General features: G+C 71.8%; 19 protein-coding genes. 4 read left to right on the forward strand and 15 right to left on the reverse strand.

The window, feature by feature from the left end; all coding sequences use genetic code 11:
• Positions 1 to 22: 22 nt before the first annotated feature.
• Positions 23 to 853 (reverse strand): virginiamycin B lyase, encoded by an 831-nt coding sequence (locus tag AB0J58_RS13150; protein ID WP_364214319.1) that lies wholly within the window; start codon positions 851 to 853, stop codon positions 23 to 25.
• Positions 847 to 1,002: a hypothetical protein gene (locus tag AB0J58_RS13155; protein WP_364214447.1), complete on the reverse strand. Its 156-nt coding sequence runs from the start codon at positions 1,000 to 1,002 to the stop codon at positions 847 to 849. Before AB0J58_RS13155 ends, AB0J58_RS13150 begins: the two co-directional genes overlap by 7 nt.
• Before the next feature lie 169 nt (positions 1,003 to 1,171).
• On the opposite strand from AB0J58_RS13155, the gene AB0J58_RS13160 reads away from it, so the two are divergent.
• Positions 1,172 to 1,774 (forward strand): TetR/AcrR family transcriptional regulator, encoded by a 603-nt coding sequence (locus AB0J58_RS13160; RefSeq protein ID WP_364214322.1) that lies wholly within the window; start codon positions 1,172 to 1,174, stop codon positions 1,772 to 1,774.
• A 100-nt stretch (positions 1,775 to 1,874) separates the two neighbouring features.
• Here AB0J58_RS13160 and AB0J58_RS13165 read toward each other — a convergent pair whose 3' ends face one another.
• A complete protein-coding gene (locus AB0J58_RS13165) occupies positions 1,875 to 3,020 on the reverse strand; it encodes a damage-control phosphatase ARMT1 family protein (RefSeq protein ID WP_364214325.1) in 1,146 nt (381 codons plus the stop codon).
• Positions 3,021 to 3,362: 342 nt separating this feature from the next.
• Here AB0J58_RS13165 and AB0J58_RS13170 point away from each other — a divergent pair, with 342 nt between their 5' ends.
• Positions 3,363 to 3,755, forward strand: coding sequence for a hypothetical protein (locus tag AB0J58_RS13170; RefSeq protein ID WP_364214328.1), 393 nt, complete (start codon positions 3,363 to 3,365; stop codon positions 3,753 to 3,755).
• A 3-nt stretch (positions 3,756 to 3,758) separates the two neighbouring features.
• Positions 3,759 to 6,188 (forward strand): DUF4132 domain-containing protein, encoded by a 2,430-nt coding sequence (locus tag AB0J58_RS13175; RefSeq protein WP_364214331.1) that lies wholly within the window; start codon positions 3,759 to 3,761, stop codon positions 6,186 to 6,188.
• Between the two features lie 100 nt (positions 6,189 to 6,288).
• Here the strand turns inward: AB0J58_RS13175 and AB0J58_RS13180 are convergent, their stop codons facing one another.
• From AB0J58_RS13180 to AB0J58_RS13200, 5 genes are read right to left on the reverse strand one after another with little or no spacing between them, the layout of a single operon-like run.
• Entirely contained in the window at positions 6,289 to 9,171 is a 2,883-nt protein-coding gene (locus AB0J58_RS13180; protein ID WP_364214334.1) for an NHLP bacteriocin export ABC transporter permease/ATPase subunit, read from the reverse strand.
• Entirely contained in the window at positions 9,168 to 11,402 is a 2,235-nt protein-coding gene (locus AB0J58_RS13185) for an NHLP family bacteriocin export ABC transporter peptidase/permease/ATPase subunit (protein WP_343962784.1), read from the reverse strand. Before AB0J58_RS13185 ends, AB0J58_RS13180 begins: the two co-directional genes overlap by 4 nt.
• Before the next feature lie 15 nt (positions 11,403 to 11,417).
• Positions 11,418 to 12,230, reverse strand: a complete 813-nt coding sequence (locus tag AB0J58_RS13190) for an HlyD family efflux transporter periplasmic adaptor subunit (RefSeq protein ID WP_343962782.1) — start codon at positions 12,228 to 12,230, stop codon at positions 11,418 to 11,420.
• A gap of 6 nt (positions 12,231 to 12,236) precedes the next feature.
• Positions 12,237 to 13,598, reverse strand: coding sequence for a SagB family peptide dehydrogenase (locus tag AB0J58_RS13195; protein WP_364214337.1), 1,362 nt, complete (start codon positions 13,596 to 13,598; stop codon positions 12,237 to 12,239).
• A 15-nt stretch (positions 13,599 to 13,613) separates the two neighbouring features.
• Positions 13,614 to 15,863, reverse strand: a complete 2,250-nt coding sequence (locus tag AB0J58_RS13200) for a TOMM precursor leader peptide-binding protein (RefSeq protein ID WP_364214340.1) — start codon at positions 15,861 to 15,863, stop codon at positions 13,614 to 13,616.
• Positions 15,864 to 16,115: 252 nt separating this feature from the next.
• Here AB0J58_RS13200 and AB0J58_RS13205 point away from each other — a divergent pair, with 252 nt between their 5' ends.
• Entirely contained in the window at positions 16,116 to 18,557 is a 2,442-nt protein-coding gene (locus tag AB0J58_RS13205) for an AAA family ATPase (RefSeq protein WP_364214343.1), read from the forward strand.
• A gap of 22 nt (positions 18,558 to 18,579) precedes the next feature.
• Here the strand turns inward: AB0J58_RS13205 and AB0J58_RS13210 are convergent, their stop codons facing one another.
• The 7 genes from AB0J58_RS13210 to AB0J58_RS13240 form a co-directional block, all read right to left on the reverse strand.
• The gene (locus AB0J58_RS13210) at positions 18,580 to 19,977 is read right to left on the reverse strand and encodes an NAD(P)/FAD-dependent oxidoreductase (RefSeq protein WP_364214346.1); all 1,398 of its coding nucleotides are present in this window, start codon (positions 19,975 to 19,977) and stop codon (positions 18,580 to 18,582) included.
• A 91-nt stretch (positions 19,978 to 20,068) separates the two neighbouring features.
• Positions 20,069 to 20,758 carry a VOC family protein gene (locus AB0J58_RS13215; protein WP_364214349.1) on the reverse strand — a complete coding sequence of 230 codons (690 nt, stop codon included), beginning with the start codon at positions 20,756 to 20,758 and terminating at the stop codon, positions 20,069 to 20,071.
• Positions 20,692 to 21,540: a hypothetical protein gene (locus tag AB0J58_RS13220; RefSeq protein ID WP_364214351.1), complete on the reverse strand. Its 849-nt coding sequence runs from the start codon at positions 21,538 to 21,540 to the stop codon at positions 20,692 to 20,694. Before AB0J58_RS13220 ends, AB0J58_RS13215 begins: the two co-directional genes overlap by 67 nt.
• A 75-nt stretch (positions 21,541 to 21,615) precedes the next feature.
• Complete coding sequence (locus AB0J58_RS13225; RefSeq protein WP_364214354.1) at positions 21,616 to 22,410, reverse strand: alpha/beta hydrolase; 795 nt, start codon at positions 22,408 to 22,410, stop codon at positions 21,616 to 21,618.
• Entirely contained in the window at positions 22,407 to 23,312 is a 906-nt protein-coding gene (locus AB0J58_RS13230) for a Rieske 2Fe-2S domain-containing protein (protein WP_364214357.1), read from the reverse strand. The genes AB0J58_RS13225 and AB0J58_RS13230 overlap by 4 nt, the downstream gene beginning before the upstream one ends.
• Positions 23,312 to 24,514, reverse strand: coding sequence for an FAD-dependent oxidoreductase (locus AB0J58_RS13235; RefSeq protein WP_364214360.1), 1,203 nt, complete (start codon positions 24,512 to 24,514; stop codon positions 23,312 to 23,314). Before AB0J58_RS13235 ends, AB0J58_RS13230 begins: the two co-directional genes overlap by 1 nt.
• Positions 24,504 to 25,694 carry a cytochrome P450 gene (locus AB0J58_RS13240; RefSeq protein ID WP_364214363.1) on the reverse strand — a complete coding sequence of 397 codons (1,191 nt, stop codon included), beginning with the start codon at positions 25,692 to 25,694 and terminating at the stop codon, positions 24,504 to 24,506. Before AB0J58_RS13240 ends, AB0J58_RS13235 begins: the two co-directional genes overlap by 11 nt.
• Positions 25,695 to 25,697: the final 3 nt, after the last annotated feature.

Genomic DNA, 25,697 nt, shown 5'->3' on the forward strand with positions numbered 1-25,697 from the left:
CATCAGCGGCCAGGTCGACCGCCTAGCTTCGCACCAGGGCCCCGGACTCCATCGCGACCCAGATCGCGCCGTCGGGTCCGACCGTGAGCCCGTGGGGTTCGGCGCCCTCCAGCGGATACTCCTCGATCTCGCCCTCGGTGGTGATGCGGCCCAGCCTGCCGATGCCCCACTCGGTGAACCAGAGGGCGCCGTCCGGGCCGGTCACGATGGCGTGCGGCCTGGCGGCGCGGTCAGGCAGCGGGAACTCGCTGATCGCACCGGAGGTGTCGATCCGGCCCACCTGGCCCGCGCCGATCTCCACGAACCACAGCGCCTCATCCGGCCCGGCGCAGATGCCCACCGGAGCGGCGCCCGGCGTGGGCAGCGCGTACTGCGTCGCCTCGCCGTCGACGGTGATGCGGCCGATCGCGTTGCCCTGGTTGAGGGTGAACCAGAGCGCGCCGTCAGGCCCTGCCGCGATCGCCGACGGCATCGCGCCTTCGGTGGGCAGCGGGTGGAGGGTGACCTCGCCCGCCGCGGTGATGCGTCCGATCCGGTCACCCTGGAGCTGGGTGAACCACATGGCCCCGTCGGGACCGGCGACGATGCCGTACGACGACTTCACCTCGAAGGCGGTGATCGTGCCGTCCAGGGTGATCCGCCCGATCCGGTCACCGACGAACTCCGTGTACCACAGCGATCCGTCGTGTCCCACGGTGATCACCGTGGGTCGGCCGTCGGCAGGATCGAGCTGGAAGATCGTGGGGTCCTCGCCCGGCACGACCCGCCCGATCTGTCCCTGGTGGACGAGCGTGAACCACAGCGCGCCGTCGGAACCGGTGACGACGCCGTAAGGAGAACCATTGATCAACATATGTAGCCCCCGGAAAGTGAGATCTCCGTGCCAGTGAAACGGCGCCGCGGCGCCCGGTCGTGCGTGACCACCACGAGCGCGCCGCCGTAGCCGTCGAACGCCTCTTCGGGTTCCTCGACCAGGCCCAGCCCGTGCATCGCCCTGTCCACGCGGGCGCCGGCCTCGTATCCGCCCCTGGCCTCGAACGCGGTGAGCAGCTCGCCGTACGACTTCGAGACTCCCCCGAGGGAGAGCTGTGTGGTCAGAAAAGAGCTCCAATCGCAACTTTTGTAGCATTAAGCTAATGGAACACGAGGCTTAACGCAACTGGAGTAGACTTTGGAGCAGCGTCCCGGTGGTCGCAGCGCTCGCGTGCGCGACGCCGTACGGCAGGCGACCCTCACCGAACTGGCCGAACACGGCTACAGCGGACTGACGGTGGAGAACGTGGCGATCCGCTCAGGCGTCCACAAGACGACCGTGTATCGCCGCTGGGGGAGCGTGGAGGGGCTGATCGCGGACGCGCTGGAGCTCGCGCGTGAGGAGCCGTGGCCGATACCCGACACCGGCTCCTTCCAGGATGATCTGAGGGAGATCGTCCGGCTGGTGCAGGGCGGGTTCGCCGATCCCGTCGCCGGGCCGATCTCCGCCGCGTTCGTGACGGCGGCCGTACAGAACGGCGACGCCGCGCGATCTCTGCACGACTTCTTCATGGCCCGCCACGAGCAGGCGGCCGAAGTGGTGCGGCGAGCCGTCGAGCGGGGCGAGGTGCCGGCGGACACGGACGGCGCCGACGTGATCAGGATGGCCGTCGCCCCGGTCTACTACCGGCTGTTCGTCACCCACGAGCCGGTCACCGAACGCGACGCGGTACGCGCGGCCGACGCCGCTGCCGCCGCCGCCCGCGCGGGCGTCGTCCAGTGCTCCGGCCGTAGACCCTGATCATGTCTCGTGAACGGCCTGTCGCCGGTAATGGCCGCCCCGGGCACGGGCTTGGTGGCGAATGCCCGCTCCTGCGGTACCCCAGCGGCCCGGAACCACCTCAGGAACCGCTCCCGGGCGCCCTTTCCCGGAGGTCGGCCTGGAGGAGCCCGTAGCCGCCGCTGACCCGCCAGTCCGGGGTGTCCGCGTCGAGGGTTTTCAGGGTCGCCGGGGGGATGCCGACGGCCACGTCGGACTTGAGGGTGCGGAGCGCGGCGACCGGGCCGGGGAAGTACGCGACCGTGTCGGCGAACGGGGTGGTGGCCGGCCAGGCCCGGTCGCCCACCAGCCGCCGGTAGTTGAGATCGCCCTTCATGACGGTCAGCGACGCCCGCTCGAACAGGACCGTGAGGTCGGTGGGGAGACGACGGAAGGACCAGGGCGCGCAGTAGAAGTCGTGGACGTACGGTGAGAGCCTCCCGTCCGCGATCGCCTTCCGGAGTCGGCGGCAGGACGTGCCGTCGGTTTCGGCCAGGTGGTCCAGCGTGTCGGCGAGGTCGGCGGTGGTCGCGTCGGAGACGTAGTAGGGGTACGGCTTCAGATGGAGGGCGACCGAGGAGGCGTGCCCGTGCTCCAGGAGATGGTCGATGAGGATCAGGTCCGCGAGCAGTTCGCGCCCGGCGTTGTCGGCCACCACCACGACCTCGGCCCCGGGGGAGAGCGCGTCCCACACCTTCGCGCTGTCGTCGCAGACCAGCTCGGTACTCGACGACTCGACGAGGGTGCCCATCCTGAAACTCAGGTCGGCGTGGTTGCCCCAGAGCGCGGCCAGCAGCTTCGCCTGGCCGGACGCGCCGGCCGCCGACGGCTCAAGGTCGTCGGGGGGCGACAGTTCGGCCCGCTTGAGAGGGGCGAACGGGTCCACTCCCCGCCACCGCCCCGGCTCGAAGAACGCGACCGCGTCAAGCACCCGCCGGTAGAAGTACGACTCCGACCAGAGGAACGGGGCGTCCAGCCAGGGTTTTCCGAAGTGGTCCGCTCCCCAGCCCGCCCACGCCTCCCGATCATGGGCGTGCGTGCCGAGTGGCTCCATCACCCCGGAGAAGATCTCGGCGAGCAGGGCGTCCAGCGCGTCGCATTCTTTCGGACCGTACGAATTCACGTCCTTGATCTTCGCTACCAGTTTCGGAGTGCGGTCGTGCCAGACCTGCCAGGCGTAGCCCTTCGGATCGCTGTTCAGCAACTCGGGCGGTGGCTCGTCATTCACCGGAATTTCTCTCGCTCCTTGTCGGCGGGCGTCCGTATGACAACCGTACGCGTCGAGGTCGCGAAATCCGACCACCACCCGTGGCCTTTCCCCTGTCCCATCGGCACGCCGAGCTCCGGTTTTTCGGTCACCCGTTATCCGCGCTGAATTTTAGATCTCTGCCGCTTTGCGCGGCGAATGACACGCGCGACATCCACGAGGTGCTCAGGCTGGACGCGGCCGACCGGGCGGCCCGCCGGGATTCTCCGGGGAGGCTCGGTGATTCGGCGACATCGGTTTCTGTCGGATCGAAATGCTACTGATTGCGATCACAGTGATTCCGATGACTTGTGGAGCTGCCAGATGGCGACGGTCACCTTCAGGGATGAGACCGCGGCGGGAAAGCCGATAGAGGAGTTCACCCTCCCCGACCTGCCGGAGAGCATCTCGGCGCGGGAACTGGTCCGGCTCCGGGTCCGGGAGGAGGTCGCCCGGTACAACGCGGCCCCCGCCGCCCGGTTCAACGGCCTGGTCCGTCCCGAGGACGCCGAGGTGGAGCTGAACGGCTACCGGATGGGCGCGAAGCGGCGGATCGACTGGGAACGCCAGGCGGACGCCGCCGAGCGGGCGTTCGGCCGCAACGGGTTCCTGCTGCTCGTCGGGGAGCGTCAGATCGACGACCTGTCCGAGCTGATCGACCTGACCGTCGATCCGGTGGTGTCCTTCATCAAGCTCGTCCCGCTGGTCGGAGGCTGAGGAGTGGGCGTCATCGACGACTTCCCCAGCTCTCACGACTATGTCCTGCGCCACCTGGACGCGCCGGCCCGCGACGCCCTCGCCCGCTTCGACGCGGCCTTCGAGGCGGGGCTGGAACCGCCCGGCGCGGAGGGCGACCCGAGGATGTTCGGTCGCTGGGCGCAGTTGCGGCTCGGTAACGGGCACCACGGGGTCGACCACTACGACGAGCGCGTGCTGCGCGTGACCCGGTCGGCCGCCGACGGCGACACCCCGTGGACCTTCGAGGACGTCCGTTTTCTCTGGATGGCCGCCAACGCTTTGATGACCTGGAGGCACACCGACTACCCGGAGCTGTACCGGCTCCCGCTCGCCGCGATCCGGCGGCTGGACTACCGGGGACGCCGCCAGATCCTGGAGGGGACGCTGGGGTGGTTCCGGAAGTACCACCGGCCGGTCTGGGACGCCCTGCACGACCAGATGGAGGTTCTGCTGACCGAGCCCGCCGAGCACGGCCCGGCCGGTGTGGTGCGGAACGTCATCTGGGACTGCGACGTCGTCGCGCGCAGGCTGGCCGAGGAGTACGGCTCGCGCCTGGCCGCCCCCGAGGTTCTGCCTCTGCTTCTGCACTGGAACACCGCGCGGTCCTCCACGCCGAGTGAGAGATGGCTCAGGACCGCGAAAGCGCTGCTGACTCCCGAAGCCGCCGGCCTCGTCCGCGAGCTCCTCGCCCTGGTGGCGGCTCACCGGGAGAGGCCGGAGGAGGACGTTCACGAGTGGCGGGAGACCGTCTTCCTGCACGAGCGCACCGCCGTGCCGGTCCGCGGCATGGTGTGGACGTGCGAGCTGATCGACGAGCCGTGGGTGGCCTCGCTCCTCGGCGACGTCGCGCTGACCTGCGGGACCGGGATCGGCGGGTCGGGCGCCAACTGCCGCAGCGAGCTGCTCGCCAACGCCGCGGTGAACACGCTGGCCCGCCGGGGCGGGCTGGAGGTGGTCGCGGCCCTGGCCAGGGTCCAGGTCAAGGTCCGCAAGAAGAGCGTGCTGGGCAACGTGGCACGCACCCTGGACGCGGTGGCCGCCGAGGCGGGGCTGGGCCGCGAGCAGTTGCTGGACCGCACCGTGCCGGCCTTCGGGCTCGGCCCGGACGGGGTGCGGGAGGAGAGGATCGGCGACTGCCTGGTGCGGCTCCGCGCGGACGGTCCCGTCCTCCAGTTCGTCAACGCGGCCGGGAAAACGGTCAAGTCGGCGCCGCAGGCGATCCGCCAGGCCCCCGAACTGGCCGCACTCAAGACCACCCTGAAGGACCTCAAGCAGGCGCTGCCCGCCGAGCGGTTCCGGCTGGAGCGGGCGCTGATCGAGGAACGGCTCTGGCGCTGGAAGGAGGTGACGGAGCTCTTCCTGGACCACCCTCTCACCGGCCTGTACGCCAGGAATCTCATCTGGCAGGTCCTCCAGGGCCCGGCCGGGCTCCCGGTAGGAACCGACACCGGCTGGGAACTCACCGATCCGCGAGGCCGCCGGATCCAGCCGGAGCCGGACACTCCGCTCCAGCTCTGGCACCCGATCCGCGAGGCGGCCGAGGAGGTGCGGGCATGGCGCGACCACCTGCTGGAGCACGGCGTCCGCCAGCCGTACAAGCAGGCGTTCCGCGAGGTCTACCTGCTGACCCCGGCCGAGGAACGGACCCGCACGTACTCCAACCGGTTCGCCGGGCACACGCTCCGCTACGGCCAGGCCAAGGCGTTGCTGAACCAGCGGGGCTGGACCGGCCTGGCGATCGGCCACTGGGACTACGAGTGCGGCGGCGACCAGGGTGAGGCCGTCAAGGAGCTGTCCGGCTGGCGGGCCCGCTGGGGCATGCACGTGACGGGGGACGCGGAGGCCGACGGGTGGGGGACCGCGTCCTTCTGCGCCAGTGAGCGGATCCGCTTCCACCGGGCCGACGGCCCCGGCGGCCCCGGCGGCGACGAGGGGGTCCCGCTGACCGAGGTGCCGCCGCTGGTGCTGTCGGAGGTGCTCCGCGACGCCGACCTGGCGGTGGGGGTCACCTCGATCGGCCTCGACCGGCAGGCCGTCGCCGGGCACGAGGAGTACTGGAACTCCTACGGGTTCGGCGAACTCACCGAGACCGCCGGCACCCGGCGCGACGCGCTCGCCCGGCTGCTGCCCCGGTTGAGGATCGCCGACCGGACGGAGCTGACCGACCGGTTCCTGCGGGTACGCGGAGACCGGCGGACCTACCGGATCCACCTGGGTTCGGGCAACATCCTGATGGAACCCAACGACGCCTACCTGTGCATCGTCCCCGGCCACGACCGCGACGCCGCCTCCGTCTTCCTGCCCTTCGAGGAGAACGGCGGCATGCTGTCGGTCATCCTGTCCAAGGCGTTCCTGCTCGCCGACGACACGGCCATCACCGACCCGTCGATCACCCGCCAGCTCGGCACCTGAGAGTCGCCCGGAGGACGAGACGCCCCCGGACGCGGACGACCGCGCCGGGGGAGGATCCGGCCACCCATCGGTGAGATCACGGCGGCTCGCCGAGTCGCACTCAGGAGAGCTGGCGGGTGGCCAGCTGGGCGAACAGGCCGTCCTTCACGGCCAGTAGTTCCTCGTAGGTGCCCTGCTGGACGATCCGTCCCTCGTCCATGACCACGATGCGGTCGGCGGCCACCACCGTGGAGAGCCGGTGGGCGATCACCACCCGGGTGGCGTTGAGCCGGCGGGTGCTCTCGGCGACCCGGCTCTGGGAGGGGTTGTCCAGCGCGCTGGTGGCCTCGTCGAAGAAGACGATGCGGGGCCGGGCGACCAGCGCCCGAGCGATCATGAGGCGCTGCCGCTGGCCGCCCGACAGCGTGCTGGTGCCCTCGGAGAGCACGGTGTGCATGCCCATCGGCATGGCCCTGATGTCGTCGGCGAGCCCGGCCATCTCGGCCGCCGCCCAGGCGTCGTCCACCGTGTGGATGCTGCTGCCGACGATGTTGGCCTGGATGCTGCCCGCCTGCAGCGCGCCGTTCTGGAGCACCACCCCGCACTGGCGGCGGACGGCGGAGACGTCGAGTTCGGCGAGGTCCTGGCCGTCGTAGAGCACGGTGCCCGACAGTGGGATCTCGAAGCCGAGCAGCAGCCGCAGCACCGTGGACTTGCCGCTGCCCGAGGGGCCGACCAGGGCCACGAACTCGCCGGGTTCGATCGACAGGGCGACCCCGTCCAGGGTCAGCGGACCGTCCTGGCCGTAGCGGAACGACACCTGGCTGAGCGCGAGCCGCCCGGACAGGTCGCCGGGGTCGGCCTTGGTGCCGTCGGTCTCCGGCCGGGCCTCCAGGATCGGCTTGATGTTCTCCATCATCGGCACGACGCCCATCGCGCTGACGGCGGCGGCGGTGAACTGGAGGCTGGAGGCCAGCAGCAGGCTGAGCGCGGTGAAGAACGGCAGGAAGGTGGCGACCGAGATCTGGCCCGCCATCGGTCCCGCCACCACCGCGAACACGACCCCGGTGCAGACCAGCGGGAATCCGGCGTTGAACGTGGTCACCGCGTTCTGGATGCGACGGGCCGAGGCGGTCAGCGAACGGCCCCTGGTGGCCTCGCGGGTCCACTCGGCGAACGCCCGTTCCTCGGCGGCGGCGGCCCGCAGCTTCGGCATCGCGGTGAGCATCTGGAAGACCCGGGCCGACATGGTCCGCTCGTGCTCGTAGGACTGCCGCTGCCAGCGGAGCTGCATCCGCCCCGCGATGATGGCGAACCCGAGCCCGAACAGCATGAGCCCGGTGGCGACCAGGGCCAGGCGCACGTCGTAGAAGTAGACCAGGACCAGATTGGCCGACCCGGTGAGCAGCCCCAGCGTGGCCGTGGTCAGCATCCCGGAGAGCATCTCCTGCGCCGAGCTGATGCCCAGCACCGTGGTGCCCAGCTCACCGGTGGAGTAGCGGGCGAAGAACCCGGCGGGCAGCGAGAGCAGCCGGGTCCACAGGCCCGACTGCAGGGCCGAGGTGGTGCGGCTCTCGACCCGCAGCACCGCGATGTTCTGCACCACCGACAGGGCCGCGACCACGAACCCGGAGCCGATCACCACCAGGGAGCCCTGCACGATGAGGTCGAGTTCGGCCCGGACCGTGAACACGCCGAGCACCTTGCCCGTCATGATCGGGACGAGCAGCCCGAGCAGCGCGACCAGCACCCCCATGGCGGCGAACCGCAGCAGGTCACGGTAGTTGCCGCTGTCCAGGAACCCCAGGCGCAGCAGCGCGCCGACGGACTTGATCGAGGCGGGCAGCGGCCGGTACAGCACGTGCGCCCGCTTCTCCAGACCGCGGGCGACGGCCGCGGTGACCGGGGTGAGCACGCCGTCGTCCACCATGACGTAGCCGCGGCCCATGGTCAGCAGCGCCACCGGACGGCCCGCGGAGTTGCTGCCCACCATGGGCCCCAGGTCCTGCGTCCACCACGGGCCGTCCAGCCGTACGAGCCGGGTCCTGACGCCGGAGGCCAGCGCTATCGCCTGCAGGTCGCCCACCGGGCGGTCCTGGCTGCCGCGCCGCACCGGCGGCCGGACCTCGAACCCCTGGTGCGCCGCCACCAGCCGGGCCGCGGCCAGCGCGGGCGGATCGTTGGCCACGTCGGCCAGTTTCACCTGGACCTCGGTGTCCCGCAGCACGGCGTCGAAGCTCCGTACGGCCTGCGTCAGCACGGTGCTCTCGCGTTCACGCAGGCCGGCCAGGGCGGCGCGCTCCTCCTCGCGTCGCCGTTCGATGCGTTCGTCGACGGTGGCCAGCAGGCGGGCGGCATGGGCGGCGAGGAACTCGCAGAGCAGGCCCTCGTCGAAGACCGAGTGCAGCGAGCGGGTCCGCAGCCGGGTCCTGGTGCGGGCGACCAGCCAGTCCCTTTCGGTCAGGCAGATGTCGCTGCCCGCGCCGAGCACCAGATCGTTGCCGTCGCCGACCTCCACGTCACCCGCCTCGACGCGCACGCAGCGCACGCCGTCGACCGATCGCACGGCGCGGCCCGCGTCCAGCTCGGCCGTCCCGTTGACGGGCAGTGGGACGAACTGGCGGGGCGGCAGGGGAGCGGGCAGCGCCCGGGACAGCAGTTCGATGCCGCCGCTGAGTCCCTTCACCAGCCAGGCGGCGGCCTCGGCGGGCAGCTCGTGCAGAACCGCGACCGGGACGTCGGCGAGTACGGCGCCGGGCACCGGGCGGGCCACGATCACGTGGCGCGGACCCGACCGCACCCCGCAGGCCAGCACCGTGCCCGCCTCGGCCCGGCCCAGGAAGTTCCAGCGGCCGTCCAGCTCGCCGTCGGCGGTCCGGACCGCGAACAGGTCCACCAGGCCCGACTCGACCAGCAGCATCCGCCCGGGGTTGTCGAGGATCATGAACCGCTCGGTGCCGAGGTCCAGCGGGATGGCGACCCCGGCGAGAGCGGCGGGGCTCACAGTCCCCCTCCGGTGTTGAACAGCCGCGTGTAGATGCCGTCGGCGGCGAGCAGCTCCTCGTGGATGCCGCGCTCGGCGACCTCGCCGCGGTCCAGGACGATGATCTCGTCGGCGTCGCGGATGGTGGACAGCCGATGGGCCATCAGCAGGCAGGCGCAGCCGCGGCGGCGCAGGTTGTCCATGATGACGTGCTCCGTCTCTGGGTCCAGGGCGCTGGTGGCCTCGTCGAGGATCAGCAGGGTCGGCTCGGCGGCCAGGGCGCGGGCCAGTTCGAGTCGCTGCCGCTGGCCGCCGCTGAAGTTGCGGCCGTCCTCGCGGACGAACGAGTTGATCCCGCCGGGACGGGCCAGCACGGCGTCGTAGACGGCGGCGTCGCGGAGCGCGTCGAGCACCACCTCGTCGGGGACCGCCTCGTCCCACAGGGTCAGGTTGTCGCGTACGGTCCCGGCGAACAGCACGATGTCCTGGTCGACGTAGGCCATCGAGCCGGCGAGCACGGTGCGCGGGATCTCGTCCAGCGGGTGGCCGTCGAGCAGGATCTGGCCGGCGCGGGGCTCGTACAGGCCGGTCAGCAGGCGGCCCAGGGTGGACTTTCCGCTGCCGGAACCGCCCACGATCGCGACCCGGCTGCCCGGTGTCATGCTCAGCGAGAGGTTCTTGATGACCGGATCGCTCAGCGGGCCGTACCCGAAGGTGACCTCCCGCAACTCCAGGCGGCCCTCCAGGCGGGCGCCGAGTTCCGTCTCGCCGCCGGTGCGCTCGAAGCAGCGGGCGATCGGGTGCCGTTCCACGTCGTGGATGCGCTTGGCGTCGGCGCTGAGGTCCTGCAGGCGGCCGCCGAGGTTGGTGAGCTGGGTGACCGGCCTGCTCAGCGCGGCCAGCAGGGTCTGGAAGGAGATCAGGATGCCGATGCTGAGCACGCCTTCCACCACCCGCAGCCCGCCGATCAGCAGCATCAGGCCGGTGTTCACCGTGGCCAGCAGGGGCGGGACGACGACCAGCACCGCGGTGGGCACGCCGAGCCGCTGCTGGGCGGAGACGACCTTGGCCAGGAAACCCGCCCAGCGGGTGAAGGCGTCGGGCTCCGAGCCGGTGGCCTTGACCGTCTCGATCATGCTGAGCGTGGCGAAGGTGGTGCCGGTGAGGTTGCCGCGGTCGGTGCGCAGTGCGGTGACCGCGTCCTTGCGGGCCCGGGCGACCCAGCGCAGCACCAGGATGTTCAGCGCCGCCATGCCGACGCCGATGACGCCGAGCAGCACGTCGTAGCGGACCAGCAGGGCGGCGTAGAACGTCACCAGGACCATGTTGATCACTGTCAGCGCGAGGTCGCGGGAGAGGATCTCGGCCACCGTGTCGTTGGTGGAGATCCGCTTGGCGACCTCGGCCGGCCGGCGTTGCAGGAAGAACTCGATGGGCAGCCGGAGCAGGTGACGGAAGAAGCGGGCGGAGCCGACCAGCCCGACCCTGATCTCCAGCCGCAGGAGGTAGTACTGCTGCACCGAGGTCAGCACGAAGATGGCCGCCGCGGTGAAGACCATGACGATCAGCAGCGGCGGCAGGATGTCAGGGGAGTTGCCGCTCAGCACCCGGTCGATGAACACCCGGTAGTAGGCGGGCCCGGCGATGCCGGGCAGCAGCAGCAGCGCGCTGGCCAGCAGCACCAGCGGCAGGGCGCGTCCGGACGGCAGCCGCCACTGGAGCAGCGCCTTGCTGAGCTTGGCGCGCTCCCCACCCGGCTTGAAATCGGGGCCGGGTTCGAAGGTCAGCATGATCCCGGTGAAGCCGGAGTCGAACTCCGACCACTCCATCAGCCGCGGACCCGACGACGGGTCGTTGATCGCGACCATGGTGCGGCCGAACCGGGTCACCAGTCCCTCGACCACGATGAAGTGCTGGAACGCCCAGAAAATGATCACCGGCCCGCTCTGGTCGCGGAGCAGTTCGGCCTCGACCTGGAATCCTTTGGCGATCATTCCGTAGGAGCGGGCCGCGGCGAGCATCGAGGACGCCTTGGACCCGTCCCTGGACACCCCGCACCGGCCCCGCAGTTCCTCAAGCGGCACGTGCTTGCCGTAGTGGCCCAGGACCATCGCCAGCGCGGCCGCGCCGCACTCGACCGACTCCATCTGGATCACGGTCGGCACCTGGTGGCGGTTCTTCCTGCGGGGACGCGGGGGCTGCGGCTGCTTCCTGGGCGCGGGTTTCGCGGGTTTCAATGTCGTGTTCGTCATCGGTGCCTCCTCCGCTCAGCGCCCGAGCACCAGGTTGAACGGCGTCTGCTCGCCCAGGTGGATGGAGGCCGACACGGTCACCTGGGAGTCGAGCTGCACGGGCGGTCCCTGCGCGGTCGACCAGGTGTATCCCGAATGCGAGTCCTGGTCGGGGATCAGGTCCACGATGATCATCAGGGGGGCCTGGACCGCCGCGTATCTCTTGGCGGCCAGCTCGCCGCCCACCAGCCCGGCCAGCGCCTCACCGGTCAGGGGGTAGCGGCTGACCGAGGTGACCCGGCCGCGCAGCAGCCCGAAGGCCGCGGCGGGCGCGGTGGACACCTCCAGGTCGACCGGGCGGCCGGGGGCGATCCAGGCCGCCCGGTCGGCGGGTACGAACACCATGGCGACCAGGCGGTCGTCGGGCAGGTCGGTCCGCTCGACCGTGGCGACCGTGGTGCCGACGGCGACCACCTGGCCGTCGCTGACCGTGGTGCCGACCACCTGGCCGGTGAACGGGCTGGCCACCTCCTGGGTCTTGCCGTCGGCGTCCTGCAGCTCGGCGACGGACTGACCGACGATCACCCGGTCGCCCGGCCGGACCAGCACGCGGCGGGCCAGCCCCGAGTAGTGACTCTGGATGCGGGCCGTACCGCCCGGGTGGGTGAGCACGCCCGGGGCGGCGACCGAGATGCGCAACTCGCCGACGAACGCCCAGACCAGCCCGCCCGCCATCACGATCATCACGACGAAGACCGCGATCCAGCCCCGGGGGGTGGCCAGCAGGGTGGGGGAGTCCAGCTCGTCGGGCTCGCGCATCCGTTGCAGCGCCTGGTAGCGGAATCTCATCGCGGTCTACTCCTCCGTCCGGGGCCGGGAGCCGAGTACGAGTTCCCCGACCGTGCCCTCAAGGAGCGGGTCGCGTCCCGAGGCGGTGGCGAAGGCCGCGGCGTCCCCGCCGCCCAGGCCGCACACGGCCAGGTCCATCGCGGTGGCCACCAGGTAGAGGGTCTGGTAGAGCACGCCCACGTGCTTGAGGACCAGCGGGTAGGCGACGGTCTCGTACTTCCACATCACCCGGCCGAACCGGGCCGCCACCAGCAGCACCACCTGTGGATCCGCCTCCAGCATGGCGGCGCCCCGAGCCTGGCCGACCAGCGCCTCGGTGGCCTTGCCCGGCTCGGCGACGAGTTCCAGCTCGTGCCGGTCGGTCGCGTAGTGCCACAGCCCGGGTGCCAGTCCCTCGCACGCCGTCACCAGCGGGTAGACCTCCAGCTCGTGTACGGCACCGCCGCTCGGGTACGGCCGGTCGGCCAGTTCCTGGCCGTCGCCGCCGGTCATGGTGCCCCGTCTGCGCAGGCTCCGGTAGAGCAGCTCGCCGAGCTGGGCGAGGGTGATCGGTCTCTCCTGGTCGTGGGCGCGGATCGAGCGGCGCCGTTCGAGCACCTCGGTGAGCGACGGGTCCCCGGCCGCGATCTCGTCCAGGTCGGGCACCGGCAGCGCGACGGTCCGGGTGCCGGCGGGCGGCGGGGAGACCGGCTCCGGTGCGAAGCGGTCCCTGATGGGATAGGTCCCGCCGTATCCGCCGACCGAGGCGGGGAAGCGGGTACGGGAGTGGAAGGCCAGGTCGGCGGGGTGCCACTGCGCGTAGGGGCGCTCGGCCACCTCCACGTCCCCATCGGGACCGCCCGGCGCCAGCAGGCCGGCCGTGGCCAGCAGCCGCAGCACCGGGGCGGGTACGGAGGTGCTCCAGGTCGCCAGCTCGCCGAGCAGCCCGGCGGCCTGCGGCATCAGTTCGACGGCCAGGTGGCGGCCGGGGGTCTGCAGGGTCAGCGTGCCGTCCACCACCCGCGCCTCGGCGAAGCGCGACAGCCGTACCGGGCCGGCGGGGGCCGCCGCCAGCAGCGTCGGACCCCGGCCGACGGAGAAGAGCCTGGCCACCGCGGTGCCGTCCACCGCCGCGGCGTGTTCGAGCAGCCCGGAGGTGTTCAGCCCGCGGAACAGCACGTGCCAGCGGAGCAGCCCCGCCTCGCCGTCCGCCGTGGTGACCGCGCCCGCCAGGGCGGCGTCATCGTGGTCGCCCTCGGCCAGCAGTTTCAGGGCCGTGCCCTGTCCCGGCGACAGGTTCCTCAGTTCGAGAGCCGTGGTGGTCAGTTGGATGCGCTCACCGGAGAACGACGCGTCCCGGCGCAGCCGGGAGACGATGATGGGGTTCATGGGAGGACCGTTCGCTTAGAAGAACACGTTCCAGGAGTTGATCTCGTCCTGGGGGGTCGGCCGGTCGAGCCAGCCGAGCCGTACCGGCGCGTCGTAGAGGCGGCCGGGTGCCAGGCGGCGCCAGAAGTGCCGCAGGCCGGGCGCCATCACCTTGACGACGTTCAGCTCCAGGTCGGGACGGGTCTGGTCGAGGACGATCACTTCGGATCCGGCCGCCTCGATCGAGTCCACGCACCGGCGCACGCACACGGCCAGGTCGGTGGGGGCGGGCGGGCCGACGGTGACCGGCGGGAGACCGGGATCCGGCAGCAGCCAGGGCTCCCGCTCGACCTTGGCCTCCTTGCACCAGGCCAGCATCTCCGGGTCGTCCACCCGGTAGAGCGTGTTGCCCTGCTCGTCACGCCGGTCCACGGTCGGCAGGAACTGGTTGAGCTCGGTGAGCGCGCGGAACGCCGCGATGCGCGGGTCGGGGTGGCAGCCGAAGCCGACCATGACGTCCTCCACCTCGTGGCGGCGCCGGGAGACCGCGGCGTACACCGGGATGCCCACGTCGGTGGTGAGGTCGAGCATCCACAGGTCCCGGTCCATGGCCCCGTAGAAGTCCCGCAGCTCGCCCACGTAGGGGTCGTCCAGCGAGTCGAGGTCGAAGGCGGGGCGGCGCAGCCGGTTGTACCACCACAGCGCCACGGAGTCGCGCTCGACCAGCTCGCAGATGCCCTGCAGGATGGCCTCCTCCAGGGTGTTGCCCGCCGCGCTGCCGTTGGAGTCGGCGATGCAGAAGAAGTGCTGGTAGAGGTCGGGGTGGCCGTACCAGCCGTAGGCGGCGGGGACCAGCCGTTCCTCGTCGTGGGTCAGCGACCAGGCCCGCGACCAGTCGAACGGCACGTCCTCCTTGAACGGGTCGGGCACCTGCTGCAGCCGGTGCGCCGGGTCGGCGTTCCACTCCTTGCGCCCGGCCCGCTGCTCGTCGGAGAAGAGCAGCAACCGGTCCGGGTGCACCGCCGTCGCCGGATCCAGGTCGGCGTAGGCGGCCCGGATGACGGGCTCGTCCCCCCGCCAGACCCCCGAGTACCGTTCGATCGCCTCGCAGACCGCGCTGACCTTCGCCTGGATCTCCGAGCGCCCCTTGCCGCCGCTCTGCCCGCGCAGGTTGCGGCGGAGCAGGTCCATGCTGTCGTTGACCATGGCGAAGTTGTGGCCGGCGGCGTAGCTGTAGGTCAGGCCGCTGGGGTCGGTACCGATCGAGACCAGCTTGGTGATCGCGCCCAGGTGCGGGCTGATGTGCCGCTCCAGCCGCGCGAACGTGTCCTGCGGCTGGTCGACCCGGTAACCGCCGTCGGTGACGTGGTTGGCCTGCCGCGGGGCGAGCACGATCTTGGGGTCGCCGTCGGGTGGCGTGCCGCACGAGGGGCACTGCGGCTGGCGGATCAGTATGTGCCTGCTGGTCTCCATGGTCGCCAGGTCGAGGGCGACCATCTGGCCGCAGAGCGCGCCCGGCTCGCCGGTCGCCACGATCCTGGCGACCTCGGCCGCCAGCATCCCGGCCAGCGCCAGCGGTCCGGCCGGGATCTGCGCGCGCACCGGGTGGAACGGCGTCCGCTCGCCCCGCTTCCCCGCCAGGTAGCGCTCCAGCTGGCGGTTGCCGCTGAGCCGCTGCGCCAGGCACGACCAGCAGCCGGTGTGGTCGGGATCGAGGAAGGGGCCGAGCCACGGGCTGACGCCGCCCGGCTTGGCCAGCAGCCAGGGGAGCCCGGACGCCAGCTGCGAGGCGTTGCGCCGCTCCAGGGCCGGGTCGAGGTAGTCGTCCACGAGCACGACCGAGACCCCCTCGGCGGGCACCTCGTCGATCGCGCCGGTGAGCACCTTCAGCCCCAGCTCGGTCAGGGCGGCCGTGACCGGGGCGGCGTCCACCCCCTCGGCGGCCGCGACGGTGACCGGCGTGCCCTTCGTGACGGCCGCCGGGTCGATGCCCAGCGCGTCCCAGTAGGCCAGCACCTTCTCCGGCAGGTCCGGCCTGCCCTCCGCGAGGTGCCCCGCCGCCTCGTAGCGGCGCAGCGTGGTCAGCACCGTGGTGAATGGAACGCTCCCGGCCAGCTCCTGGACGATCTCGCTCACCGTCCTGCGGCCGTCCAGGTAGGGGAGCACCGCCGCGGCGGCCTTCCCCGGCACCAGGAAGTCCTTCCCCTCGGCGAACAGGAAGACCCGGGATCCGTCCACGACCTCGACATGGAAATGGGCTTTTAGTCGTGGACTCTCCATCAGCATCCGCCTTTTTATATCAAGCTCTCGACAACCCTCTTCAGTGCGGATTTAAACACGGAGGGACCCGGATGGTGAATGCGCAAAAAATCGTACGCATCGCGCGGCCGATACTTAGGGCGCCGACGTATTCGCCTCGGTATCACCGCATTGGACGCCCGGGATCGGCGCCGGTGGCCCGGTCCTGAACCGGTATCGCCGAGAAAGACGGGCACCGAACCCGTTGAGATCCGTATCGGGAGAATGGGACGATGAGGCATGGCACCGCTTCTTCACAGAGACAGAGAACTGGCTGTCTTCCGAGAGGCTCTCGACGAACTACGGGCCGGCCGCCCTACCGTCGCGGCGATCCTGGGCGGAAACGGAATGGGCAAGAGTTCCCTGCTCGGAGCCATGACCGAAATGCTTCCCCCGCGCAGTCTGGTGCTGCGGGCGCGCTGTCACCCGAGCGAGAGCCATTTCGCCTACGGCATGGTCCGCCAGCTCTTCGACCCGGTGATGTCCGCCGGCGAGCGGCCCCGCGGGCGGTTCGACCACGCCGCCGCCGACGATGACGGCGCCGCCACCCAGGACCTGCTGATCAGCCTGTTCCACATGACCCGCGACCTGGTCGCGGAGCAGCCGGTGGTCATCGCGATCGACGACCTGTCCTTCGCCGACACGCCGTCGCTGCGCTGGTTCTCCTACATCGCGCGCCGCCTGGACGACCTGCCGGTGATGATGATCGCCACGCTGCCCGGCAGCCCCCCGGCCGGGCTGGGCACGGATCTGGCCAAGCTGCCGTACGCGCGGTTCGTCCAGCTCAGACCGTTCTGTGCCACCTGTACGGCCGACTTCGTCGCCGAGGCGCTGGGGGCGCCGCCCGATGTGGAGCTGGCCGCGCTCTGCCACACGCTCTCGCAGGGGAACCCGCTGGTGCTGCGCCAGCTGACCAGCCGGATGCGGCAGGCCAGGATCAGCCCGGGCGAGCCCGACCCCGACCAGGTGCTGGAGGTCGGCACGGCGGCCTTGTCCGCCACCGTGCTCGAATGGCTGCACGACCACGACCCGGTGGCCTACGAACTGCTCACCCAGCTCGCCGTCATGGGCCCGGACACCGACGTCACCGTGGCGGCGATCCTGCTGAGTCAGGGCGAGCCGCAGATCCGGCAGGCCCGCCGGGCCCTCGCCCAGGCGGGGCTGATCACGGCGGGGCCGCCCGTGCGGTTCCACAACCCCCTGATCCGCACGGCCGTACTGTCGCGCATCGACAACCAGACCCGGCTCGGCCTGCACGAACGCGGGGCCGCGCTGCTGGCCAGGCTGGGCGCGCCGGCCGCCCAGACCGCCGAGCACCTGATGCTCACCGATTCCGACTGGGGCGTTCCGGTGCTGCGCAGGGCGGCCACCGAGGCGGTCGCGGCCCGCGAGTACGACGACGCGACCCGTTACCTGCGCCGCGCGCTGGCCTGCTCCGACGATCCGGCCACCATTCACGAGCTGACCCTGCAGCTCGGCACGGTCGAGCTCCGCCACGACCTGGACGCCTGCGTCCGGCACGCGGAGACGCTGGTCAGCACCGCGCCCGACCCCGTCAGGCGGGCCAGGTCGCTGCTGAACCTGGCCAGCCCCGCGCTGGTCGCCAGCACGGTGGGGGTCCGGCCGTTCGTCACCGTGGCCCACGAGCTGGCGGGCATGGCGGACCCGCCGAGGGAGCCGCTGCTCCGGCTGACCGCGCAGGGAGTGCTGTCCGGGTACCGCGCCGGGCTGCGCAGGTCGGTGCGGATGGCCTCGTCGGGCATGCCGGACTCGGCCGCCAAGGAGCTGGCCGGCGCGCTGGCGGCGATGGTCGCGGCGAGCGGACGACATCCGGGCACCGCCAGGCGGCTGGCGGCGCGGGCCTGCCGGGAGCGCTCCCGCCGGGATCGGCCCGCGGGGACCGGGCTGGTGGGCGCCGCGCTGGCGTTCGGCTGGACGGGGCGTCCGGAGGAGGCGCTGGCCGTGTGCGGCAGGATCCTGCAGGACGCCCGCACCTGGGACCAGCCGGATCTGCACGCGCTCGGGCTGCTGCTGCGGGCCGACATCGGCCACCGGCGGGGCGACTCGGACGACAGCCTGCGGGACGCGCTCGACGCGCGGGAGGGGGCCGAGCGGATCGGCGCGCGGGTGCTGACCACGGCGGCGCGCGCCTGTGGCGCGCGGGCCCTGATCCGGATGGGCCGCACCCGGGACGCCGCGGAGCTGGTACGTGAGATGACGATGCCCGCGGACGCCCATCCCCTGATCAAGAGCCTGATCCTGGAGGTCCAGGGACTGATCGCGGCGGCGGCGGGCGACCACGTCACCGCGCTGAGCCTGTTCCTCGACTGCGGGCACCGGCTCTCCGCCCGCGGCATCACCAATCCCGCCTGCCTGCCCTGGCGCGCGCACGCCGCCAAGGCGTACAACGCGCTGGGCGAGCACACCGCGGCCCGGACGATCGCCGCCGAACCGCCGGCGAGCCCGGAGCACGCGCCGGACGCGCGGCCGGCGCAGGCCCAGATCCTGCTCACCCCCGCCGAGCAGCGGGTCGTCGAGCTGGTACGGCAGGGCATGAGCAGCATGGAGGTCGCCGAGCGGCTCTGCCTGAGCAAGCGCACCATCGACACTCACCTGGGTCGCATCTACCGCAAGCTCGGTATCCGAGGGCGGCACCAGCTGGCCGCCGCCCTCGGCCCGTGACCGGTCCCTGATCGGCCCCTGATCAGTGCGGTGACACCGGCTCGGTGGCCCGTCCGATGCCCAGCCTCGGCTCGGTGACCAGGTACAGCCCGGCGGTGTCGGCGCCATCGGCGGTGTTCTCGCGGTCCTGGCCCGCGGTCAGCTCGCCTGCCAGCACCATCGCGTCCAGCGGCACCGCACCGCCGACGCGGGTGGCGTCGTCCAGGTCGGTCAGGCCCGCGGTGATCGAGGCGAAGGCGCCGTCGGTGGGCGCCTGGGCGCCGCGGACGCGTTTCTTCATCAGCTCCGGATACTGGCCCCTGGCCAGGCGCTGCGCCAGCCAGAAGTAGCTGTTCTTCCCCCGGTACTGCTCGTAGAAGCCGGCGACCATGGAGAACATCCGGCCGTAGGCGTTGCGGTAGTGGGACTCGTAGAATCCCAGCGCCTCGCGCTCGGTGACCTCCCCCGCGTGCGCGGACAGGATGGTCGCGGCCGCCAGCATGCCGCTGTACATGGCCAGGTGCACGCCGGTGGAGAGCAGCGGGTCCAGGAAGCAGGCGGAGTCGCCCGCCAGGAAGTAGCCGGGGCCGCAGAAGCTGTCAGCCGAGTAGGAGAAGTCCTGCTCGACGCGGACCTGGCCCTGGAAGTCGCCGCCCGCCACCAGTTCCGCCACCGTCTCCGACTCCGCGACCAGGGTCAGGAACATCTCGTCCGGCGAGGAGAAGGCGGACCTGCGGGCCAGGAACTGGTCCTTGTGGGTGACGAAGCCCACGCTGTAGACGTCGCCGCTGAGCGGGATGACCCAGTACCAGCCGTTGGGGGAGGAGATCACGTTGATGCCGCCCCTGGGAGTGCCGGCCAGCAGGGCGCCGCCCCGGTAGTAGCCCCAGATGGCGACGTTGCGGAAGACGTCGTGCGGCCGCCGGTCGCGGAAGTGCTGCGCGGAGAGCACGCCGGCGCGGCCGGAGGCGTCCACCACGAAGTCGGCCGCGGTCTCCTGGCGATGCCCCTGGTGTACCCATTCCACGCCCACGGCGCGGCCGTCGTCGAAGCCGACCTTCTTCACGCGGGCCCCGTGGACCACCTCCACGCCCTGTTCGGCGGCGTGCTTGAGCAGGACGTCGTCGAAGTCGGCGCGGTCCACCTGCCAGGATCGCACCTGGTCGCCGAAGAGGTCCGGCCAGTTGATCGTCCAGTCGCGCTCCGCGCCCCAGCGGAGCAGCAGGCCCTCCTTGACCTGGTAGCCGCGGGCCTCGACCTTCTCCCGCGCGCCGACCAGGTCGATGATGGCCCGGCAGGAAGAGGAGATCGACTCGCCGATGTGGTACCGGGGGAAGAAGTCCCGTTCCAGCAGGCGCACCCGGGCGCCGGCTCGGGCCAGCAGCGCCGAGGAGATCGCTCCCGCCGGGCCGCCGCCGATGACCACCACGTCAGGCGCCATGGAATACTCCTCCCGCAGGAAAACTGCTAACCGTTTAATCCTCGCAAGGTGCGGTGAATATTGTTAATACGTATTTATACGCATTTATGGATTAATTCAGGGTGGTGAGGCCGAAGACCGCGCCCAGCGGGTCGGCGAGCAGTGCGCCTTCCAGCGGGCGGGCCCCGGCCGCCAGAGCCGCCGCGACGGCACCGGCGGCGTCGCCGTCGCCGTCGCCGTCGCCGTCACCGGCACCGGCACCGGCACCGAAGAACGGCACCCAGCCGGTCCTGGCGGAGGGGCGGATCACCAGGGGCGCGTCGCCGTACAGGCCCCGGTAGAACTCCGTCGCCGTCTCCCGGCCGGAGGTGTGCAGCTCGCAGGCGCACAGGGCGCCGGGCTCGTCCACCAGGACCACGCCCTCGTCCCTGCCGCCCTCCCAGAAGCCGACCGCCGCACCCGAGGGGTCGACCGCCAGGCAGAGCCGGCCGTTCTCCCCCGCGGGCACCGGGCCCATCACGATCCGGCCGCCCAGGCGCCCGACCTCCGTCCGGGTGTGGCCGAGGTCCTTGGCGGCCAGGTAGACGTTCCAGGACGAGCCGAAGGCCGGGCCCATCGGGCTGGGACCGAGGCCACCGATGATCTCTCCGCGCAGGGTGATCAGGTGGTAGCCGCGGCTGTTCTCCCTGGTGAACTCCCAGCCGAAGAGGTCACCGTAGAACTGTTTCGCGCCGGTCAGGTCGACAGTGATGTGATCAACCCAGCACGGTGTTCCCGGGCCGTACGCGGTCCGCCGGGGCATGGGGGCTCCTTCTGGATCCTGTCGTCGATGAGTGCCGCGGCCTCCTCCGCGCCGCCGAACTCCGGCATGAGCAGCCGGTAGCGGGGCGCGTCGGCCAGTTCCGTGGCGGCCGGCGGCCAGATGTGCGGCTGGAACGACCAGGGTTCGAGCCTGCAGCGGTCGTCGTCCCCCTGGCAGAGCCTGACCAGCGTGGGCGGGGCCAGCCTGGCGGTGATCGGGACGGGCGGGCCCAGCCGCTCGGGGCGGACCAGGACGGACTCCCCGGCCAGTGCGGGATGAGCCTGCCGCCAGATCGCCGGGTCCGGCTCCTGGCCGATCAACCCGCCGCTTCTCGCCGACTCCAGGGCGCCGCCGCGCAGGTCCAGCGGGATGTGGAAGGGAAGGGTGTGCCCGGTGGTCCGGTCGACCACGAGGAGCTGCCCCGACACCGGCCGCCAGGACCGGCCGGCCAGTGCGGCCGCCACGCCGGCGCCGGGCGAGCAGGCGCTGCCGATCAGCGCGACCGTCATGTCGTCCTTGGCCATGACGACGGCACGCATCACCAGGTAGAGATGGTCGAGTACGGCGAACGGAGGGAGCGGTGGTGGCATGGTGCTCCATCCTCGGAACACGCGACGCTGTAGCAACATCCCGTCGGGACGCTGGACCAGCAGTTCTCCCTCTGAGGACTTGTTGGTGAGAAGCTTCACGACCAGTTGTGGTTCGCCGGCCTCCACCAGATGGGGGCCGAACAGGAACGCCAGGTCGGTGGGGTCGAGTTTGGTCAGCACCATGACGGTCATACCGAAGAAACTCAATAACAGGGGCAACTATCCCCCCCTTACGGTTGTCCTAATATAGGCATTTCTACAACCAGGTCAAGCAGTGTCTACTCTCTCAGATAACGCCAGCCCCGCAAATACTGCTTTAGCCGACATCTCCGGACATTCAAGCAGGGGAAGGTGTCCGGAGTTATGAATCGTACGGATGTCGCATTGTGCCACCATTTTTCCTAGCATTTTGGCATTGTCCACGAAGACAGGCATATCCGAATCTCCGATGATCACCGTGGTCCTGGCCCTGATCCGGACCAGATCCTCGGCCGAGTGCCGATGCGCGGTGAGACCCGCCATCGCCCCGCTGTCCAGCTCGGCCCAGGAGTGCCTGCCGATCACCTCGCGTAGCCGGGCACGCAGTTCCGGATGGGCCTCGGTGCCGCGGAAGATGTCCGGCGGGGAGCTCATCCACAGCTCGGCCATCTGCTCCCGCGCGCCGCCCGCCCTGCGCAACATCATGAGCTCCAGGTAACGCCGCCTGGCCGCGGGGTCGGGGGGCGCACCGCCGAGCGTCGGCGCCGCGAGCACCAGGTGACGTACCACCTCGGGCGCCTCCAGGGCCATCTGCAGCGCGACGCAGGAGCCGAAGGAGAGTCCCACGACCCGGTCCGCCCGCTCGGCCGAGGCGATCTCGGCCAGCCGGACCGCCAGGGCGGGCAGCGTCACACCGGGCCGCAGCGGCTCGGAGCCGCCGTGACCGGGGAGATCCACACCGATGTGCCGCCAGCCGGGCAGCAGCCCCCACAGCGGTTCCCACAGGGTGAGGTCCATGGTGTAGCCGTGCACCCACAGCACCGCCGGACCCGTCCCCGACTCGACCACGCGCAGCCCGTTCACGCCGGCTCCCGAAAGCCCGCGCAGAACCTCCGGTAGGCCACCACGGCCGCGTCCCCGCCGTCGAAGCGGGGCACCACCCGCGGATTCAACCGTTCCCAGACCACCGCGTCCTCGGCCAGCGCCCGCTCGCTGCCGCTGATGAGCAGCGGCAGTTCGCCCCGCTGCTCGGGGCGGACGCCGATCGCCACCCGCGCCACGCACCCGCCGCCCTCCCGGGGCACGGCGGCGGTGACGATGACCTGCTCCCACCCCGGCGGCCCGAACCGGGTGACGACCACGCCGGGGCTGTAGGCGCACGCCAGGAAGCGCGCCCGGGTGACCGAAGGACCGGAGGCGCTCCCCGGCTTGGCCCCCATGACGAACTCGCCCTCGATGACCAGTTCGCCCTCGTCCCCGTCCCGGTGCGCCATCCCGCGGAGCCGCGGCACCTTGTGCACCTCGGTGAAGTGGTCGACGTCGAAGGCGTTCTCCACGATCATCGCCGGATCGACGTCCACCGGCTTGATCACGGCCGCGGTGAGCGGATGGGTCCCGCCCAGCTCCTTGAGCGCCCGGGCGAGCCCCCGGTCGTCGTCGGGGGTATCCGCGAGCCGGACGAACACGGCCTCGCCGGAGACGATCACGTGGTGCTCGCGTACCGACCACCGCCTGGTGGTGTCGCCCAGCGCGATCCGGCGGCCGTGGAACGGGCAGACCAGGCAGTCGCCCGAGAGCCGTCCCCCGTAGCCGAGATGCGCGCCCCGATGCGGGCAGTCGGCGTCGAAGACCCGGATCCCCGTCTCGTCCCGCACGGCCACCAGCCGCCGGGTCCCGATCTCCAGGGGGGTCACCTCGGCTGTCAGCTCGGAGGTGAAGGCCGGTAGGTACCAGCCGGAATGCGGTTTCTCCAACTGCGGTGTCATCAGCCCATCGCCTCCAGGAGCCGGTCGGCGGCGAGCACCCCGCTGGCGATCGCCCCCTGAACCCACGGCAGTCGCGTTCCCGAGACCGTGGCCTCGCCCGCGAAGAAGAGTGTGTCGGCGACCGGCTCGGCCCAGCGCGCGGGAGCCCGCTCGGCGCCGAGCAGCGGCGCGGTGAACGCGCCCCGGCTCCACGGGTCGGCCCCCCAGTCGGCGATCCGCCGCTCCAGCACCCGGGCCCCCGCCGCCCAGGGCAGCGCCACCGTGAGCATGGCCGACAGATCGGGGCCGGTGGCGGCCCGCACACAGGCGGCCGCCGCGTCCTTGGCCACGATCAACGCCTCGGGGCGCCCCTCGCGGCAGCTCACGAAGCCGCTGACGCCGTCCGCGTCGAACACCGACGCGGTCTCCGGCGCGGGCACCGACAGGGTCGCGACCACGCAGCAGCCGTCACCCGCCGCCAGCTCCCGGGCAGCCTCGATCTTGTGCTCGGGCAGATCCTTGATGGTGAGCGTGCCGTGGGTCACCACGGCGGGCGGCACGGTCACCACCACCCGCTCCGCCTCCACGGTCCCGGCCTGCGTCAGCGCGGCGACCCGCCCCGGCGACCAGCCGAGCACCTGGACCGGGCGCCCGGTGTGCACCTCCAGCCCCGCCGCCAGCCGGCGCGGCAGCAGGTCGAACCCGCCGGACACGACGTACTCTCCCGGCCCGCCTTCGTCCCCCCGCCGGGCCGCGGCCACCCCGGCGGCGCTGAGCCGCTCCGGGTCCGCGGCCCAGATCTGCCGGAACCACTCGCTCGCCACCGGGTAGGGCCCGCCGACGTCGCCGAGCCAGCCGTTCACCGACCCGCCGGCCCCGGCGCCCTCCGCGTTCAGCCTGGCCTCCAGCAGCCAGGGCGGATGCGGGGTGCGGGCCAGCGCCCCCATGGGACGGCCCACCCGCCCGCTGATCACCCGGGCCGCGGTCGGTCGCGGCGCCGGCCCGGTCTCCACGAGCCCGTGGACGGGGTTGCGGTCGCCGTGCACGACCTGCGCGCCCAGCTCCAGCGGGGGCCCGCCGTCCGCGGGCCGGAAGGTCCTTATCCGCCCGCCGACCCGTGACCTGGCCTCGACGACCACGGTGCGCACCCCGGCCCTGGCCAGGTGGTCGGCACAGGTCAGCCCGCTGACGCCGGCGCCGATCACGAGGACCTCAGTACGCATCCCCGCCTCCCAGCCGCACCGGGAGGGCGCGCAGCCGCCGGGGGATCAACGTGCCGGCCCAGGCCGGCTCCGGATCGGCCAGCGACGCGGCGGGGAACCGCTCGGCCAGCCGGGCCAGCAGCACCGCCCCGGTCTGCCGGACGAGCTGCGCCGCCAGGCAGAAGTGCGGCCCTCCGCCAAAGGCCAGGTGCGGGTTGGGCGTCCGGTCGAGCACCAGCTCCCCGGCCCTTTCGAAAACGGCCGGGTCCCGGTTGGCGGCGGCCACGATCGCCAGCACCCTGGCCCCCTGGGGCACCTGCCCCCCGGGCAGTGCCACGTTCCGGGTCGCGACCCTGGCGGTGAACGGAATCGGCGCCTCCAGCCGCAGCAACTCGTCCATCGCGACGCGCGCCGGCTCCCGGCCGCCCTCGCGCAGCGCGGCCAGCGCCTCGGGCCGGGGCAGCAGCCAGTACAGCGCGTTGCCGATCGCCTCGGCCAGCGGCTGCCACCCGCCCACCACGGCCAGCCCGAGCACTCCCAGCATCTCCGGCCTGCTCAGCCGGTCGTCGGCGGCCAGCCGGGCCAGCGGGCTGGGCGGCGCGGACGCGCAGTGCGCGTCCAGGAACCGGGTCAGCTCTCCCATGGCCGACCTGCCCAGCGCCGCCACCTGCGGCCCGGCCAGCGGGTCCAGATTGATCGAGGCCGCCTGGGCGAGCTGCGCGAAGACCTTCCGGTCGCTCTCCGCCAGCCCGAACAGCCGCAGGAAGACCGAGGTGGCCAGCGGGCCGCCGATCTCCGCGACCGCGTCGACCACGGACCGCTCCGCCAGCCGGTCGAGAAGCCCGTCCACGTCGGCGGCGATCGCCTCGGCCACCGACCCGATCGCCGCGGGTCCGAGCAGCAGCAGCCCCGGGGCGCGCAACCGGGTGTGATCGGGGGGGTCCGTGGTGAGCATCGACGGCGGCAACTCCTCGTCGCGCGCCCGCCCCTGCTGCCCGGCACTCGCCGAGAAACCCTGGTCACGCAGTACGGCGGCGCAGTCGGCGTGCCCGGTCACCAGCCAGAGCCGCGACGCCGCGTCGTGGTGGACCGGAGCGCGGGCCCGCAGCCAGTCGTAGGCCGGATAGGGATCGGCCCGTCCCGCGGGGGAGAAGGGGTGAGCCAGGTGGGCAGGAAAGCGGATCTGGGTGCCTACCGTCACGCG

Origin of the sequence: Streptosporangium sp. NPDC049644 (assembly GCF_040675205.1) — a bacterium.
Classification (GTDB): Bacteria; Actinomycetota; Actinomycetes; order Streptosporangiales; family Streptosporangiaceae; genus Streptosporangium; species Streptosporangium fukuiense.